Origin of the sequence: Ornithinibacillus proteolyticus (assembly GCF_039581225.1) — a bacterium.
GTDB lineage: Bacteria > Bacillota > Bacilli > Bacillales > Amphibacillaceae > Ornithinibacillus > Ornithinibacillus massiliensis.
In genome coordinates this window covers 13,835-32,350 of record NZ_JBCPXV010000018.1, presented here as the reverse complement: position 1 = coordinate 32,350, position 18,516 = coordinate 13,835, and the positions used below count along the sequence as shown (strand labels likewise).

The following is an 18,516-nucleotide window of genomic DNA, read 5'->3' as shown; positions in this document are numbered from 1 at the left end:
GATAAACAGTATAAATATATTACTTTCTCTTCTTTAATATTGAACCTATAGTCCTAAATGGAGCTGTAATTCTCCAAGATGTACTATTTATTATATAACGATTATCTTTCTCTAGGCGATTTTTACGTTTCACTTTATTTTCAAGGTCTTTTTCTATTTTTCTAATTTTGTATTGGATTGATTTTAGACTCGACGTGTTATAATTCTCCTCTATTTCGAATCCTATAACTACTGGTTCCTTCCAGACCTCTTCATGTATTTTGTCAATCTTAATATTTCGATACTTTTGAATAACATTTCTGAATTCATTTATAACAGATCTATCGGTTCCTGCTACTAAAACTTCAATCTCGTTAAATAGTCTATTTTTGACATACCCATTTAGTCCAAGATCTAAAGCTTGCTGCTTAAGCCATTGGTGATAACTAAATCTTTGTACATTTCCCGAAATAACATATTTTTTGGCATACAGTTCGCCAATAGGAGCTGGAGAAACTTCTACTTCTACTACCGAACGATTTTCTAATGGTTCTAATACTGTTGTCATATCAAAATATATCTTTGATTTAGAAGTATCTATTCCTTTCGTTTCAGGAAAATAATAATCAATAATGGCAGCAGGAATATTTCTCGCCTTTCCTCTTAACGGATACAAAGCTCCACCAATTTGGGCGGTTGGATTTAGTTCAATCACAACTGCCGGATCTTTAATATCGGGATTTTCATTTACAATTATGTCTACTCCTCCATGAGGAAAGTTAGGAATAGCCCTTAAAGCATCAATAGCCACTTGTTTTATTTCATCCGGCATGGTGTCTGTAACGTCTATTGGGTCTCCCCCAGAAGATACATTCGTTTTCTCTCTAAGGTATAAGACCTCACCTTTTTCAAGAACATCTTGCATGGAATATCCCGCTTCTTGGACAAATTCTAGAATTTCTTTATCAACTTCTATAAGACAGCTTTTTAAACGTGCATTTCTTTTTCGTTCAAGGTTTTTTAAGTTTATCAGTTCCTCAATGGTATTAACACCATTCCCTTTTATATTGGCAGGCACACGATTATAGGCCGCTATTACCTTATTATCAACTACATATACTCTATACTCTTTTCCAGATACATGCTGCTCCACTAGCACTTCTCGGTATCCTAGTTCTTCTCGAACATAGTGTAATGCCTTTTGAAAATCGGTTTCATTTTTTATATTCGTTACAACGCCGTTTCCTAAGCTTGCATTTGTCGGCTTTAATACTTGTGGGTATGGTATTGATTTACTAAAATTAATGATTTCCTCATCTGTTGCTTCATAATCGAAGCCTTTCCCCTGAGGAACAGGAACACCTGCTTTTTCTAACCAGACTTTTGTATCGTCCTTTTCTGAACCTATTTCAACTGCCTGATTCGAAACTTTATCCCCTCTTGAACGGAAGAAAAAGTGGGTACGCTTGTCCGAGCTAAGTGAGTATAATCTTCCTGGAGGGTTAACCCCAAATATAATCATATCCTTGTAATACTCAGAGTCTTTTGTATACCATTTTAATTTTAGTCCTCTTCTCCAACCTTCCAGAGCTATAGCAAAAGAATCTAATCTCGTTTTCTGTGCGTTAACTACGATTTCATTGGGTAATTGAGGTAAACTGATACCCTGTTCTTCTTTCATGGATGATTTCCTCCTCAAAAAAACACGAAAAATTATTTGAACTTCTTAAAGACTGCTCCCGCAAAACGAATTGGTTTAGAAATTCTCCAAGAAAAACTTTGTTCTAGTTTTCGATTCTTAACCTCTGCTTTTTTCAGAGCAAGCTCCGTAACTTCTAAATCTTGAAGTAATAGCTTTAATTCCTCTAACTGCGTTTTTAAGTCTGCTTTTATTTCAAAGCCTACTTTTATTGGTTCATGATAGATTTCCTCTTGAATTTCTATTACATGTGCTCGTTCTGGATCCTCTAGTAGAGCATGTCTAAATTCATCAACCATTTTCATATTTGTTCCAGCTACCACTACTTCAATATCACCATTTTCAAGATTACTTACAAAACCTTGTAAATTTCTTTCGAATGCTTGCTTTCTTAAACCACGATGATATCCAATATCCTGCACATCTCCAGAAACTGTATATTTCTTTGCATAAATGGTTCCAACTGGACATGGCGTTACAGTAGTAATATAGCCTTGTCTCGAATTTAAAGGGTCTAATACATCATGGAAATCAAAGTAAACCTTCCCTTTATTCTCTATATCTCCTTTTGTCTCTGGGAAATAGTAGTCAATTATAGCAGCAGGTACATCTCTTGACTTACCTTTAATTGGATACAAGATTCCACCTAGCTGTGCTGTTGGGTTAAGTTCAATAATAATTCCGGAATTGTTTGAGGTAGACGGATCATACATTAAGTCTACTGCACCATGTATTAGACCGGGAACTGCCTTTAATGCTGCAACTGCCGTTTTCTTTACATCTTCAGGAAGCTCATCCATTACATCTATTGGATCTCCACCGAGAGATATATTACTTTTAGCACTCAAGAATAATTGCTCATTCTTATCCAATATGGAATCTAATGTATATCCTTTTCTGCTTATAAATTCGACTAATTCCTTTTCCATTTTGATCGGACAGCTTGCTAAACGTGGATTTAGACTACGTTCCTCATTTTTTAATTCAATTAAGGACCTTATCGAATTGATCCCATCTCCAATAATGTTTGGAGGCATCCTTTTAATAGCGCCGATCACTTCATTATCGATCACATATATTCTATAATCATCGCCTGTAACAAATTGTTCTACGATGACATCTTTATAATTTAATTCATTTCGAACATAATCTAAAGAGAATTCCAATTCACCTGCACTTGTTATATTAGCAATAACCCCTCTACCAAAACTACCATCTGTTGGCTTTAAAACAATGGGATAGCCTAAAGATTCAGCATATGTAATAATAGCTTGATTCGAATCCTCTGGTGAAAAGCGTTTTCCTTCAGGAACTGTAATCCCTGCTTGCATTAGCATTTGTTTCGTTTTTTCTTTATTCATCCCAATGGAAACGGCTTCGTTCGTAACCAGGTCTCCTCTTGTTCTAAAGAAATAATGCGTTTTCTCGTCAGAACTTAATGAAAACAGCTGCCCAGGCTTATCTACAAACCAAGTATTCATTTCCTTAAACTTTTCAGAATCTTTCACATGCCATCTTAATTTCAGACCTCTTCTCCAACCTTCTAAGGAAACTGCATAAGCATCTAACAGATTCCCATGTGCCTCTGAAGCAAACTTACTAGAAAGGTGTGGTAGCCATTGTTTCTCATCTTCCATTGAATATCCTCCTAAATTTCTCTCCTAAAATAGTTACGCTTAAAACGTTTTGATCATCTCATTAAAATAACTAAATTCCTTACCATTTAGTAAATCATTTATTAATCGACCTTCAGCTTCGTTAAAATAATCACCTAACCACTTATCTGTGGCTTCATCAAATTCATCATAGTTTCCTGGTTTAGGCGTAAATTCCCCAAACACTAGTCCTTTATCTGAACGGAGGAAGTCAATCCTAATAAATGGAGCGGGGATTAATTGGCTAATTTCCTTTGCAAGCTGAACTTCCGCTTGTGTGCATCCCTTCCCTTTAAACAAATCATTCGTATATTTTCCTGTTTTTACTCGTTCACCATTTTCTGTCCACCAGCAATACTTCAACTCTGGATAACGAGATATCTCCAATATAAGTCCAACCCTACCATAAAAGCAATAAAATTTTATATCACGTGAGGGAAGCTTATCGTCCTTATTTTCCAGGATAAGCTCTTCTATAATCCACTTGTCTTCTTCAACCCAACCTGAAGAAAGGTCTTTAGCTAATGATTCAAGTAATCCTTCCCAGCTTTTTACATTCCTAGAACGCTTTATATCAAATATATCTGTAGTGGAATATACTAAGTAAACTCCGCGTGAACCTGCACCATTTGCAGGCTTGATAACGATTCCTTCTCGTTTTGGAATGGTTGATATGCTGTACGTATCCTCTGCCACCCAAGGAATTGGAACATTTAATTTATCCATGAAGTTGTAGGCATTTCGCTTATCATCTAATTGCCATTCAGGCAACGTACCTGTTAATTGCATTTTTCTGATTCTCATATTCATGCTAGCCCGAAATGATGATACCTGCCTAAGTTCTATTGGACTATCCTTCAATCCTTCTCTTAGAATAAACTCCGGAATAGCTTCCATCGTTAAACCATCCAACACTAGTTGATAAATATAATCTCGATATTCTTCTTTTTCCTTCATGAATAGTCTTGCTATATACCTCAACATATGGTTATAGTTAGAATCGAGTTGTTTTTTGTTTTCAATTGTTTGTTTTAGGAAGGAAATTAACTCTCCATTTTCTTTCTTTTCTTTCAGAACATCATGGAGAGACCCAATATTAAGCAAGCGATCACGTATTATTAGATCATGATATTTTTCCTTCGTACTATAAAGTTCCTTTTGAATTTCAGCTAGTTTCTCTTCTAATTCTGATATAATTACCTCTTTAGAAGTTCCCCTACTAAATTTAGCTTTTGTTATTGGCTTAAAGAGTTTATAGGTATTGCTTGAGGAGATTTGTTTTGCCTTTTTTTTATTTTGTATATTTTCACTAGCTAACTTTTTTATATCTGCTTCCTTGTCTAATAAAGCTTCCAGTAAAAAATCTCGTTTACGTATTTCCTCTTCTACTTCTAAGGAATCAGTTAAATCATCCATTAGATTACTTTTGTCGATAGGGCTTATAGGATGCTCTTTTTTACTCATTTGATTGCTCCCCTTTAACATGACCTAAATGAAATGGATTTTCTTGTACAATCCAATCATCTAAATGAACAGAATAAGGTTGTAAATTCTCCTTAGATAATTTGATATATTTTAAATCATTTTTTGCTAATCGGTCTAAGCTTTCCCTGATTTCCTGGTTGCATGGATACCATTTACCTAAGTGATCAACTTGCTGAATAAGATGCTTGGCACATTTTCGTAAATGGTAGTGAGGTATGCCGTTTCGTTTTGGCGGCTGATATATCAATACCTTAACTGCCTCTGCCTTTATGTATGGTAAATATCTTTGTTTTTCTTCCAATATAGAAGGATCAATTAGGATGAGAAGGTCACATGTTATTTGTTCGCCATACACGATAAATTGAACATCCTTGCCATCAACGATTTCTCTAATTCTAGGGCTTATCATTTTTATATCTTTATAATGATAATCATTCCATTGAATTAGCCCCGTTTTTAATCCGCGTTTTAAATGTTCTTGGATTTTCATAAGAGTAGATTCAACTAATCCTTCGTTTCGAAAATCAGCCGCCATGATCACATCAAACTCTCTGAAGCCGAAACGCTTCTCTTCTCTTTGGACCCATAAAGGCTCGGGTACTGGAAATGGACGATTCTTCATGGGGAAGTCATAGTATAATGACCTTCTCGATTGATGATGAGCCAAAAAAGCCTCACGATAATCCTTACGTATCCCCATTAAGAAACCATTATATCCAAAGAAACTACTACTCGTTAAGGAGGTTAATGATTGTCTAGCAAAAGATAACGGGCCTGTATGCAAGTCAACCACGCTCTGAGATCCAAAGACTTTCATAAGTCTATGTTTGAACTCGCTGTCTGCCGCAAAACGTACACTATCCCAAGCACCTAATTTTTCTAAGACTGGCTTTCTGCGAAACATTAGAGAGGACATATTAGAAAAAATGTATTCTCCTTCTGTTCCTCTTCTAGTTAATCGAAGGGATTCTGTCATACGTGCTAGTTCTGAAGTATTGCCTATAACAGATGGATTGTTGATTAAGTGTTCCACCTGTATCGCTATTTTTTGAGCATGGGACCAATCGTCTGCGTCATTCACTGTCAAATATTCACCTGTAGCATGCTTTAGGCCGATGTTTCTTGCTACATAGGGACCACTATTTTTCCCCGTAGAAAATAGTTTCACACGAGAATCTCTTTCTATATAATGTTCTACAATCTTTACTGTACTATCCGTACTACAGTCGTCCACTACTATTATTTCTATGTTTTGCCATGTCTGCTTTAGCATGGACTCAATTGAAATAGAAATACTATTTTCTGCATTATAGGCAGGGATGATGACCGTTACAGTAGGACCATTACGTAATAACGATTTATTTAATAATGTATTTAAATGATCATAAGGATAAGCTTCACTATTCTCCCTTACTTCAATTGGAAGAAGTTGATAATGGTTCAGTGCTTTATTAATCCATTCCAATTTCGATGTCATGTCTTTCTCTAGGTTAGCCATTGCCAACAATAAATCAGGATGGTTGTGGTGGCTAATGTAAGTTGATAGGATACGTTCTGCCTGCTCTGGTTCCTCACATAACAAATAACATTCCGCCTTTAATATAGCCACTCTTCTTTGAAAATCGTCATCATTAACAGTATGTAATGCTTGTAAATAATGTAAGGCTTTAACAGCATCAATAGATGAATTTTTATTTGCATGCCAAAGAGCAAGCTCCCATGATACAGCTTGCTTCATATAACGATTATCCGTATCCTTAAAGATTGCTTCTAATTCATTCAATACTTTTTCTTCAAATCCTAAAGTATATAGCCAGTATCTGTATTCTTTAATTTTATTTGAAGCTTTCTTCTGCTTATATGTTTTACTATATAGCTGACGCTTGTCTCTTCTACCTAGAATATATGCTCCCGATTCTTTTATAGCATATTTCCATTTAGATGGTATTTTCTTTAAATGAAAGATACGACTATTCGTGATCTCTCTAAACTCTCTCTCTAGAGTTTGGCGGAATAGTCGTGATTCTTCAGTCAGCCTTTTTTGCTCTAACCATTGATTCTCTAACTTTTCTAATTCGTTCTGAAGTTCAATATTTCGTTCCTTTAGTTTTTTAGCATCATATTTCATTTCATATCTTCCAATCCTTATCTAATAGAAGGAAATCAACTTCGTTTGGATACGCTACTTTAAACTTTTCGAATAAATCATTATCTTTTACCAACCAATGCATAGGTCCGGAAAAATAACGGTCCAGATTTTTCTTATACTTCGTTATATCTGTTTCAATGAAATGGTCTACCATTACTTTAATCTGATCTGTTGTTACACTAGGTATGTAACGCTGAAAATCATGTAATATTGATGTTCCTAAAACAACTAAATGACGCGCTTTAATTTGTTCCCCGAACACAAGCATGTGTACTTGATTATTATCAATTAAAGCTCTTATTTCCGAACGAATCTTTTTGTTAGATAACTTTACGTCATACTTATTCATTTGAATAAGCCCTATCCTACTACTAGTTTTGGATAGACTTTTAATTTTATCTACTGCTTCATTAGGAATATCCCTATAATCAGCAACTAATATCATCTCAAAATACCGGTAATTTTCTTGTTTTTCTTCTCTTTTTGGCCACATTGGTTCTGGAACTGGATATAGTCTTTTATCAGCTGGATATGGATAGAACAATGATTTTCCAGACTGATGGTATGTTGAAAAGCTCTCCACATATTCCTTACGAGCTCCCATAAAGAAACCATTATAACCGAACGCTGAACTACCAGTAAGTGAATTAACAGACTGTCTCGGCAAGGATAAAGGACCAGAATTTAAATCGACAAACTTATTTTTACCGAAGGCCTTAATTAATCTACGTTTAAATTCACCATCTGCTGCGAAACGTACACTGTCCCAATTCCCTAATTTTTCTAGCACTGGTTTTCTTCGGAACATTAAAGAAGACATATTTGGAAAAATATACTTACCAGGTGTTCCTCTACGATAGAATTTAATGTCTTCTGTAAGTCTTGCATGTGCAGATGTATTCGCGATAATATCTTGATGTTGCATAAGATGACGTGCCTGTATTTCTAATTTTTGGGCGTGAGACCAATCATCAGAGTCATTAACTGTTATAAAGTCACCCGTTACATGCTGCAAGCCAATATTACGAGCTACATATGGTCCACTATTTTCTGGAGTAGATAGAAGCTTCACTCTAGGATCCTTTGCTACATACTCCTTCACTACTTCGGCTGTACCATCTGGACTGCAATCATCCACTACAATGAGTTCAAGATTCTTCCACGTCTGTGAAAGAATGGACTCAATAGCAATGCGAATCCCTTGCTCTGCTTTAAAGGCAGGTAATATTACCGAAATCTTAGGTACATCTTCAATGGATTCATTACTAGATTGCGTTCTCAAATCATCGTAGGTACTATCATTTCCCTTTTCAAAATAGATTGGTGTTAGATGATACTGTTCCATCACCTTGTTAATCCAATCTAACTTTTTATCAATTGAATTTTCTAGATTAGCCATGCCTAGAAATAAATCGGGGTGTGGTTGAATATGAATCAAATCTTGTAAAACAACCTTTCCCATCTCTTTCTTTTGTAGCAGGTCATAACACTCCGCTTCCACAATTCCAAATCTTCTTAATTGATCTTGATTTTTCTCGCCATCTTTTGCAACGGCAATATATTGGAGTGCTTTTTCAGCACCTTCCTTTGAATAATCATTGGCATACCATAATGCAAGCTCCCAAGCTGTCAGCCTTTTTATATAAGGATATTTATTTTGTTCATAGAAGCTTTTCAATTCTGATAGACCTCTATCTTGAAATCCTAAATTATATAGATGGTAGCGAATTTGTTTTAATTCTTGCCGTTGTAATTGTTGTTTTCCTAAAATTATCGCACGCAATTTTTCCTTTTGCTCATCTGTAAATAAATCCCCTAAACGCTTACGCTGATTCTCGCTTAAGACATTATACATAAACCAATCAATTGGTCCAGTTAAGACTTTTTTAATTCCCAACTTCTCCACCACCTATATAAGTACACTACCCATTATTGTCTATTCCGTTATTCTGCTTTAATTGAATTTTTCGTTTCACACCGTTTGCTTCACGATATTTGGCAACAGCTTCCTCAGCTGTACCATCGTAACGAATTTGACCTTTTTCCATCCAAATGGCTCTAGTACACACCTTTTCGATAAATCCCATGCTATGGGAAACAATAATTACAGCTTTTGCACGCTCCATCATATCTTGAATTCGTTCGCTTGCTTTTTGTTGAAATGCTATATCACCAGTGGATAATGCTTCATCAATAATAAAGACATCCGGTTGCAGTATCGCTGCAATACTAAAGCCTAAACGAGATTTCATACCTGCTGAATAATTTTTTACTGGCTTATTAATAGCATCACCAATACCTGAAAATTCTACAATCTTATCAAAGTCTCTATTCACTCGTTTTTTCGGTATCCCTAACAGCATCGCGTTTAGATATATATTATCTACACCCGTTAACTGTGGGTTGAATCCTGTACCATAACCTAGTAAAGCCGAGGTATTCCCATGTATTTCAATTTTGCCTGCATCTGGTACGAGAATATTGGTTAACACTTTACATAACGTACTTTTCCCTGCACCATTATGACCTATGATTCCAATGACTTCGCCTTCTCTGACTTCAAAATTCACATCTTTTAGAGCCCAGAATTCATTGGAGCTTAATTGATAAGAAATTCCTACATTTTCAGCCTTTATCACGATATTATCTGCAATATTCGTTTCCGTTTTTTTTAATTGTAAATTCTTATTTTTCCTAGGTGGTCTAGGTGGTACAGTTGCCCGATACTTTTGGACGATTTCTTTCGGATCGCCTATTTCTCGCACTTTACCATTATCAATCCACATTAATCGGTCACAATTGCGTTGCGCATATAGTAGACCATGCGTCACAATAATAACTAGCTTCGCCTTGTTTACAATTTCCTTCATCTTTTCTGCAGCTTTCCTACTAAAACGTGCATCACCAGTGTTTAAGGCTTCATCCAGGATTAAAACCTCGGGTTCTAAATGGGCAGCTACACTAAACCCAAGTCTAGCCCGCATTCCGCTAGAGTAATACTTCATTGGTTGATCTAGGAACTCGCCGATTTCAGAGAATTCATGAATGTCATCAATATAATGATTGATAACTTCCTTTTCAATTCCTAGCATCATACCGTTTAAATAAACATTCTCTCGTCCTGTTAACTCTTGATTAAATCCCATACCGAAGGAGAATAGGGCCGTTACTTTCCCATTAACGTTTATATCACCTTTGTCTTCTTTTAGAATCCCGGCAATAATTTTACTTAATGTTGTTTTACCCGCTCCATTGGAACCGATAATTCCCAATATTTCTCCTTGATGTCCATCAAAGCTAATGTCCTTTAATGACCATACCTTCTTTTTACTTTCTGATTTCCCCTTATCTTTTATTGCGCTGAATAAAATCGACTTTATATCATCACGTTGCCTTCCTGTTTCGAAAGACACTCCAATATTACGGGCTTTTACCACAAGGTTATTTTTCTCACTTAGTATCATGGAAGGATCTTTTTTGTTTTCCAATTTAAAACCCTCTTTATCTGATAATTTTCTTATAACGCCTTAATAATCTTATGTTCGTTCTTACTGAAGTAATAAAGCATAAAAATAATGACTATAATGGATACAAAGAATATAATCCCTAAACCAATAAAGTCAGGACTAGTGTTCCGCATTAATATATCTCGATAGGATTCGATAATGATCGCAATCGGATTATAGTCTACAGCCCAGCTATAGTTTTCTGGTAAACGGCTTCCAACCCAAATAATAGGCGAAGCATAGAAAAAGATACGAGTAACATACGTGAGTAAGTTATCAATATCACGAATAAACACTGTAAAATACCCTAAGAACAGCCCTATTGCTAATAAAAAGGCTAAGGTGATTAAGATTAATACTGGTAAATATATAATTTCCCACCCTGGTATATAGCCAAAGAATACTAAGAATAACGCAATTACTACTAGACCAAAGGCAAAGTTAAATAATTGAGTCAAAGAAAAGGCCACAGGGAAAATAGATTTAGGCAAATATACTTGGTTAATGATGGACCGGTAACGTAATACGGAACGAGCTGATGCATTAATAGATGAGCTAATCCATCTCCAAACAACTAGTCCAATAACTAGGAATGTAGGGTAATCTGGTCCACCGCGTTCCAAAATAATAACAACGACAAAATAATACACTAGTACATTCAATAATGGATCCAATAACCACCAAAAATAGCCCAGATAGCTATTTCGATGCTCGGCTTTTAGTCCTGATTTTACTAGATAAAATAATAAATCTTTTCTTTTAGCTAATTCCTGTAAATAGGATTTCATTGGAATTTACTCCTTTTTTACCTGCAATACACATGTTTTATGAAATTTTAAACTTAATTAAGTTACGAATTCCGATACTGGCGTAGTGCATAAAATACCAAATACTCTTTATCAGTGGCTGTTTTTCTATATTTCGATAAACATACCATTGGCGCTTAGCGGCTTTTACTTTATTACTAGAAATAGAATTTCCTACGTTTCTATACTTTGCAAGTACCTCTGGCAGTCCATATGCCCTAAACCCCATCTTTGTCAGGGTTAACCAATAGGCATAATCTTGCCTCGTACGAATATTAATCATTTCATGATACCCGGTTTTTTCTCGATCTATCATGACAGTTAAACAACCAATAACACAATGCTTTAATAAATCCTCATATCCAACTGATTCTGGTGCCCTTGAGATAGCATCTTTTAATGTTCCGTCTTCTTCCATCCGAATATACTTCGTAAAGGAAAAGGCTATATCTTTTTCTTGCATAAACCGAAGTTGTCTTTCAAGCTTCTCTGGATACCAAAGATCGTCACTATCTAAAAAGGCAATATATCGACCACTAGCATTCTCCATTGCTGTATTCCTCGCAATTGCTGAACCACTATTAGTTTTTAGTTGTATTAACTTTATCCTTGAATCCTTCTTTGCATATTCTTGTATATATGCCACTGTCCTATCTGTTGAACAGTCGTCCACAATGATCATTTCCCAGTTAGAATAAGTCTGGCATAGGACAGATTCAATCGTTTCTCCAATAAATCTTTCTGCATTATACGCTGGTGTAATAACAGAAATCAAAGGGTCATTTGCTAACAATTTCTCCCCTCTTTTCTCAAACATTAAGCTATTTATTCGCTAATAAATCATTGTACCATGAAACAAGCTTTTCCTCTTCCACTTTCCAATTTAAACTACGAAGCACTGCCTTCTTCCCATTCTCCCCCATCTCTCTTACCTTATCCGGGTTTGACTTTAAATAATGGAGTGCATTTTCGATTTCTTTTTCATCATAGGGATCAACGGCAATGCCGCACTGATACGTCTCGACAAATTTCTTCCATACTGGAAAGTTCGAGCATAGTATCGGAATTCCAGCACTCATATACTCAAAAAACTTCGTCAGTTCCTTTTTCATATAGTGCTCTGTAGGTGGAAATAAGGCTACTCCCGCCAACCAATTTTCATTCATGTAGTATGCTTCAATCGTTTCTTTCTGCACAAATTGATCTAAACCCTCTATAAGTAAATTATTCTTTTTATCCTTGGCTATCTGATACATTTCATCAGCTATACTACGGGAACACTTCCCAACAAATTGGACCGAAATTGTTTCATCTATTAACGGTAGTTTAGCGTGAATTAAGGCACCTCTTACATGTGTAACATTACCAGTGTAAAGCACCTTATTCACTGGTTTTTCATCATTCCGATCATGTTTCACAATTTTCTCATTAACGGTCGGATAGTTTAATATACATTTTCCCCTTGGATAGAGGTCTTTATAATACTTTTCTGCTAAGCAAAGTTCGAATTTCCTACTAAAGAATGCCTCTATTAGCTTATACGTTTTTGCTATTATTTTTCTGACAGGCTTACTCATATAATCTTTTTGCATAATACTGGTAACATAATCTTCATGAATGTCATAAATCACAATATTATTTTTTTTCTTTAAGAGCCATGCTACTAATAACAACTCAGGATCGTGAAAATGATAAACGTCTGCACTTAGTTGTTTTGATTTTTTATAAGCATCCCACGTACCAAAAATCATTCGTTTTAACCGATTGGAATATTTCTTTAGTGGAATATGCTTTATTCCCTTGTTAGTAGTGGGCTGTTCTGCCTCTTGTGCAATTAACGTTACATCAAATCCCGCATGCGATAATGACATACATTCCTTATGAAAAATTCTAGGATCATAGGGATGATGCACCGTTGTTAGGTGTACTACTCGTTTTGGAGTATTCATTTCATCAGCTCCTGCTTGCTAACCTCTGTTTTACTTCCAGGCAATCAACAAAAACATCCTCATACTGTTTGACAATTTCTTGGGCATCAAACTGAAGAGCTCTACTTAAGCCTCTTTGAACCAAGTAATCTTTTTCATGATCCTGTAAGGTTAAAACTTGATATATTTTTTCTGACATATCCTTCGGGTTACCGATTTCACATAATTTACCGTATTTACCTTCCTCTAGCACCTCGACTGCACCCGGTTTACATTTTGTCGAAACAATCGGTACACCCGCGGCCAACGCTTCTGCTAATACATGTCCAAATCCTTCTCTTAATGATGATAGAACAAATAGGTCAGCATGAGTAAAATAAATATACGGATTCGTCATAAACCCTAAAAAGAACACCTTATCCTCAATATTTAATTCTTTAGCTTGTTTTTTTAACTGCGCTTCTAGTTCTCCTTCTCCTAGTATAACTAGTTTTGCCTCTAGTTGCTGTTGTATCATAGAGAAGGCTTTCAGAAGTGTTTTATGGTCCTTATCAGGGACAAGTCTACCAGCAGTAATGATAACGTTTCCTGTTCCATTGAAGATATGTCGATGTTCTTCCTCTATCTGTCCACCCTCAATATTTTGTTGAATAACCTTTAAATCCACAGGATTATAAATTACCGTTATTTTTTCTGACGGTACCCTATACCGTTTTATAATATTCTCTTTTACGCCATTTGAAAGTGAGATTACACGACTAGAAAACTTATAAAGAAGTCCAACGAATCTTAACTTCAAATTGGCAGACCGAGAACCACCTAAAAAAGCAGCTTCCCTAACGATATTCTTTGCTTTTGTGAAAGATAATAGTCTCGCTAAAATTGCTACAATATTATAATTCGGTATCGTACTGAATACAAGGTCGACTTTTTCTTTTCGTATAATCTTAGACAATGGAATAATTGCCGAACGAAGTCGTCTTGTATGTAATTTAATGAACTTTACATCTTCATTTAAATATTTTTCATAGCTACCTTCATAATTTAATGTAACTAGAACAGGAGTAAACCTATTTCGATCCAAATGGTTAACGATATTCAGCATCGTTCTCGCTGCACCACCGGCTCCCATTTGATAAATGAAAAAAAGAACCTTCTTCTTCAATGTTAACAGCCTTTCTTCATCATTTGGCTTATTTAATAACAAATACTCATGGAATTATACCATAGCATGAAAAATTTATAAATTATAGTTCCGGACTAGCCAAATATAACCTTTAGAAAAACTCGGATTCGCTTGCCTTTTAGAAAATATCGTAGTTTCTCTTATTCTGTTGGGGAAGATTTTTAAGCCTTCCTGCTAAAAAAAGGAATTTGGAAGCCAAATTCCTCATAACTTCTTATCTTCTAATGATTGAAGCTTCTTTTTCATAAATTGCTTAACATCCTCACGTAATTCAGGTCGATTTAACGCAAATTCAATGGTTGCTTGAACAAAGCCTAATTTATCTCCAACATCAAACCGCCTACCATCGAAGTTATAAGCTAAGACTTGCTCTACTTCATTTAACTTTACAAGTGCATCTGTTAACTGGATTTCATTATTTTTACCAGGATTAAGACTCTCTAATATAGGAAATATTGCCGGGGAAAGTACGTACCGACCCATAATGGCTAAATTAGATGGCGCTTCTTCTATACTAGGTTTCTCAATCAAGGACTCAATTGCTGTAACCTTTGAACTATAGCTTACATCTTGTAATGGTTTAATAACGCCATACTTCGATACTTCCTGCATTGGAATATCATGTACTCCTACTACAGAAAGTTGATATTCGTTATAGATGTTTATTAATTGCTTTAATGCCGGTTCACTCGATTCAACAATATCATCTCCGAGTAATACCGCAAAGGGCTCATCTCCTACAAAAGTATGAGCACAAGCAATTGCATGTCCTAATCCTTTCGGTTCCTTTTGCCGGATATAATGAATGTTTGCTAGGTTGGAGATATCACGTACCATTTTTAAGGTCTCTTCATCCCCTTTACTTGCAAGTTTTTCTTCTAATTCATAGGAAATATCAAAATGATCTTCTATTGCTCTTTTTCCTCTACCAGAGATAATGATAATATCTTCTATACCAGAAGCTACTGCCTCTTCGACTATATATTGTATCGTTGGTTTATCTACAATGGGGAGCATTTCCTTTGGTTGTGCTTTTGTAGCAGGTAGAAAACGCGTGCCTAAACCTGCTGCAGGAATAATCGCCTTTTTAACCTTCATCATCATATCTCCTCTACTAATGTTACAATGGATATGTATAAGTTTATCATAAGCTTTTTACACGTCCAATTTTATTAAGGTATAAAGAAATGCATTCAGCTAATAAACAATGTATAATATTAATTGCTAGACAGGTCAAGATAAAGTTGAATTACTATATAAACTAAAAAAGGTAGGCTAAATAATGAGTTTATATGAAAAAATAATAACAAAAGAAGAAAAAATCTCTGTAATAGGATTAGGTTACGTAGGACTTCCACTCGCAGTTGAATTTGCCAAAAAATATGATGTCGTTGGATTTGATGTTAATCGAGCAAAGCTTGATAAATACTTAAGTGGCATAGATGTTACAGATGAAGTGGGAAATGAAGCACTCCAAAACACCACTATGAAATTCACAAGTGAAGAAGAGGAGTTAAAGCATTGTAAATTTCATATCGTCGCAGTTCCAACTCCGATAAACATTGATAAAACACCAAATTTGGATCCAGTTATCGGTGCCAGTGAAACGGTTGGAAGGAATCTTACAAAAGGTTCTATTGTTGTTTATGAATCTACGGTATATCCTGGTACGACTGAAGAGATTTGCATTCCGATTTTAGAGGAAGTATCTGGACTAAAATATGGAACTGATTTTAAAGTTGGGTATTCCCCTGAAAGAATTAATCCCGGAGACAAAGTCAATACATTGACTAAAATTATTAAGATCGTTTCCGGATCTGATGATGAGGCGCTTCAAGAAATTTCTAATGTATACAGCTCCATTATTGAAGCAGGTGTTCATGAAGCGGAATCAATTAAAGTTGCAGAAGCAGCAAAAGTAATAGAAAACTCTCAACGAGATATTAACATTGCTTTTATGAATGAGTTATCTATGGTCTTCAATAAAATGGGTATTAATACTAAAGCTGTATTAGAGGCGGCAGGAACAAAGTGGAACTTCCTTAAATTCACTCCTGGATTAGTTGGTGGACACTGTATCGGAGTTGACCCATATTATTTCACCTATAAGGCGGAGCAACTCGGGTATCATTCCCAAATAATCCTGTCAGGGAGAAAAATCAACGATGATATGGGGAAATATGTTGCTAGTAATGTTATCAAACAAATGATAAAAGCAAAACAAGATATTGATGGTGCAAGAGTAGCTATATTAGGATTAACCTTCAAGGAAAATGTTGGTGATGTCCGTAATACTAAGGTTATTGATATCATTGAAGAATTAAAAGAATATGGTGTAAATGTGCTTGTACATGACCCAATCGCAGAGGCTAATGACGTTTACGAAGAATATAATATTAAACTGGTAAATGAAGATGAGCTCAATAATTTAGATTGTGTTGTATTAGCAGTTCCACATAAAATATATCAAGAAATTTACAATCTAGATAATCTAGAGAAGTTATACCGAAATGATAAAAAGGTATTAGTAGATATAAAAAGTGTGTTAGATCGAAAAGATTGGCAAGCAAGAGGCTATCAATATTGGAGCTTATAAAAAAGTAATTTTTTCCTTCCCATGCCATATTAATTATAAGTAGCATCATGACTGGTTTGAACAGTAATTAAACTGAATCATTCCAGTCATATTTGCTTTTATCGATTCCTTTTAACTATAGGTAAACAGTACTAGTCACATTAGGTAACAACGCAATCCTATTTTGGCATAAAAAACCCCTTGTGTTAGCATTTATTTACACTAACCCAAGGGGACTATTTCTTTTACCACATAATCACGCTCTCACTGTAGCGAGACCTAGTTTACATTTTTCTTCTCAAAAGTAACTCATACAGTAAAATGCTCCACTTTCTATTGTATAATTATATATAAATTATCGCTCCTGGTTTGGCTGCTTTCTTTTAAACAATTTAACAATTGCATCTAGAATAGGCCGCTTCCCACCAAAAACAAGTCCAGCCAATTCCGCTAAAATATGTAGTAAAAATAGCAGAATCAATATGATAAAGAGATTCATTGTTACAGAAACTTCATTAAAAATTACGGCCAATGTACCGAAGATAGCACTAATTCCATATAGGATTAGTACTGTTTTACGATGACTATAACCAGCTGCAAGCAATTGATAATGAATGTGTTTATTATCAGCCTTCAAAATACTTTGCTTGTTTAACATTCTTCTTACAATAGCAAATAATGTATCGAATATTGGTACAGCTAATACAATAATCGGTATAATAAAGCTAAATAAGGCAATGTTCTTAAACAGCCCAAGAATTGAAATAACCGCAATCATGTATCCTAGTAAATTAGACCCTGTATCGCCCATATAAATCTTAGCCGGATAGAAATTATGATATAAAAATCCAAGGTTTGCACCTATTAAAGCAACACACAAATAGACTACAATTAGACGTCCATCAATAATTCCCATAACAAATAAACTTATTAGCGCGATAGTCGTAACACCAGTAGCTAATCCATCCAGACCATCAATTAAGTTAATGGCATTCGTTATTCCTACTACCCAAAGAACGGTTACTAATACACTCATAAAGCCTAATTCGACTTGTCCTATAAACGGAAGCGTAACTTTGTCTATTATTAAACCACTAGATACTAAGAACGAAGTAGCTATCAATTGACCAGTTAACTTAGGTATTGGACGAAGGGTAAAGCGATCATCCAATGCACCAGTAATAACAATGACAATTGCACCACATAATATTGCAATTAAATGTTGATCCTGTGGCTGTAGATATAAAGCCCCAAAGAAAGCCCCAAAAAATATCGCTAAGCCTCCCAGTCTCGGAGTTATCTTTTTATGGATTTTCCTATCATTCGGTAAATCCACCGCACCAATTTTTACCGCAAACTTATTCACTACAAAAGTTAATAAGAAGGTGGATAGCAAAGCTATGATAAAGGCAATTGCTAAATCTATATAATTGAACATAGTATTCTCCCATTACATTTCATCATTTACTATGTAGAATTATATCGAAGTAACGATACGCTGGCAAATTAATTCTCGCTGGAGATTTTCTATTTACACTATGATAAAGA

At 35.2% G+C, this 18,516-nt stretch carries 13 protein-coding genes; 1 reads left to right on the top strand and 12 read right to left on the bottom strand.

The features are described from left to right. Window positions 1–19 precede the first annotated feature (19 nt). The 11 genes from AAIB49_RS10145 to galU form a co-directional block, all read right to left on the bottom strand. Window positions 20–1,660, bottom strand: a complete 1,641-nt coding sequence (locus AAIB49_RS10145) for an acylphosphatase (protein WP_343458004.1) — start codon at window positions 1,658–1,660, stop codon at window positions 20–22. A gap of 32 nt (window positions 1,661–1,692) precedes the next feature. After that, window positions 1,693–3,315, bottom strand: coding sequence for an acylphosphatase (locus tag AAIB49_RS10140; RefSeq protein ID WP_343458003.1), 1,623 nt, complete (start codon window positions 3,313–3,315; stop codon window positions 1,693–1,695). A 39-nt stretch (window positions 3,316–3,354) separates the two neighbouring features. Then, entirely contained in the window at window positions 3,355–4,797 is a 1,443-nt protein-coding gene (locus tag AAIB49_RS10135; RefSeq protein ID WP_255488051.1) for an ATP-grasp fold amidoligase family protein, read from the bottom strand. Beyond that, a complete protein-coding gene (locus tag AAIB49_RS10130; protein WP_343458002.1) occupies window positions 4,790–6,946 on the bottom strand; it encodes a glycosyltransferase family 2 protein in 2,157 nt (718 codons plus the stop codon). The genes AAIB49_RS10135 and AAIB49_RS10130 overlap by 8 nt, the downstream gene beginning before the upstream one ends. A 1-nt stretch (window position 6,947) precedes the next feature. After that, window positions 6,948–8,864, bottom strand: a complete 1,917-nt coding sequence (locus tag AAIB49_RS10125) for a glycosyltransferase (protein WP_343458001.1) — start codon at window positions 8,862–8,864, stop codon at window positions 6,948–6,950. 25 nt (window positions 8,865–8,889) lie between these two features. Then, window positions 8,890–10,431: an ABC transporter ATP-binding protein gene (locus AAIB49_RS10120; RefSeq protein WP_343458026.1), complete on the bottom strand. Its 1,542-nt coding sequence runs from the start codon at window positions 10,429–10,431 to the stop codon at window positions 8,890–8,892. 53 nt (window positions 10,432–10,484) lie between these two features. Beyond that, the gene (locus AAIB49_RS10115; protein ID WP_186868381.1) at window positions 10,485–11,261 is read right to left on the bottom strand and encodes an ABC transporter permease; all 777 of its coding nucleotides are present in this window, start codon (window positions 11,259–11,261) and stop codon (window positions 10,485–10,487) included. A gap of 37 nt (window positions 11,262–11,298) precedes the next feature. After that, the gene (locus AAIB49_RS10110) at window positions 11,299–12,096 is read right to left on the bottom strand and encodes a glycosyltransferase family 2 protein (RefSeq protein ID WP_481857859.1); all 798 of its coding nucleotides are present in this window, start codon (window positions 12,094–12,096) and stop codon (window positions 11,299–11,301) included. A 4-nt stretch (window positions 12,097–12,100) separates the two neighbouring features. Next, window positions 12,101–13,228, bottom strand: coding sequence for a glycosyltransferase (locus AAIB49_RS10105; RefSeq protein ID WP_211741147.1), 1,128 nt, complete (start codon window positions 13,226–13,228; stop codon window positions 12,101–12,103). Window positions 13,229–13,232: 4 nt separating this feature from the next. After that, entirely contained in the window at window positions 13,233–14,414 is a 1,182-nt protein-coding gene (locus AAIB49_RS10100; protein ID WP_343457999.1) for a glycosyltransferase, read from the bottom strand. 183 nt (window positions 14,415–14,597) lie between these two features. Then, entirely contained in the window at window positions 14,598–15,491 is an 894-nt protein-coding gene (gene galU / locus AAIB49_RS10095; RefSeq protein WP_281413748.1) for a UTP--glucose-1-phosphate uridylyltransferase GalU, read from the bottom strand. Between the two features lie 184 nt (window positions 15,492–15,675). Between galU and AAIB49_RS10090 the strand changes: the two genes are divergently transcribed. Continuing rightward, window positions 15,676–16,989: a nucleotide sugar dehydrogenase gene (locus tag AAIB49_RS10090; protein ID WP_186868376.1), complete on the top strand. Its 1,314-nt coding sequence runs from the start codon at window positions 15,676–15,678 to the stop codon at window positions 16,987–16,989. Between the two features lie 334 nt (window positions 16,990–17,323). Here the strand turns inward: AAIB49_RS10090 and AAIB49_RS10085 are convergent, their stop codons facing one another. Beyond that, window positions 17,324–18,406, bottom strand: coding sequence for a glycosyltransferase family 4 protein (locus AAIB49_RS10085; protein WP_343457998.1), 1,083 nt, complete (start codon window positions 18,404–18,406; stop codon window positions 17,324–17,326). Between the last annotated feature and the right edge of the window lie 110 nt (window positions 18,407–18,516).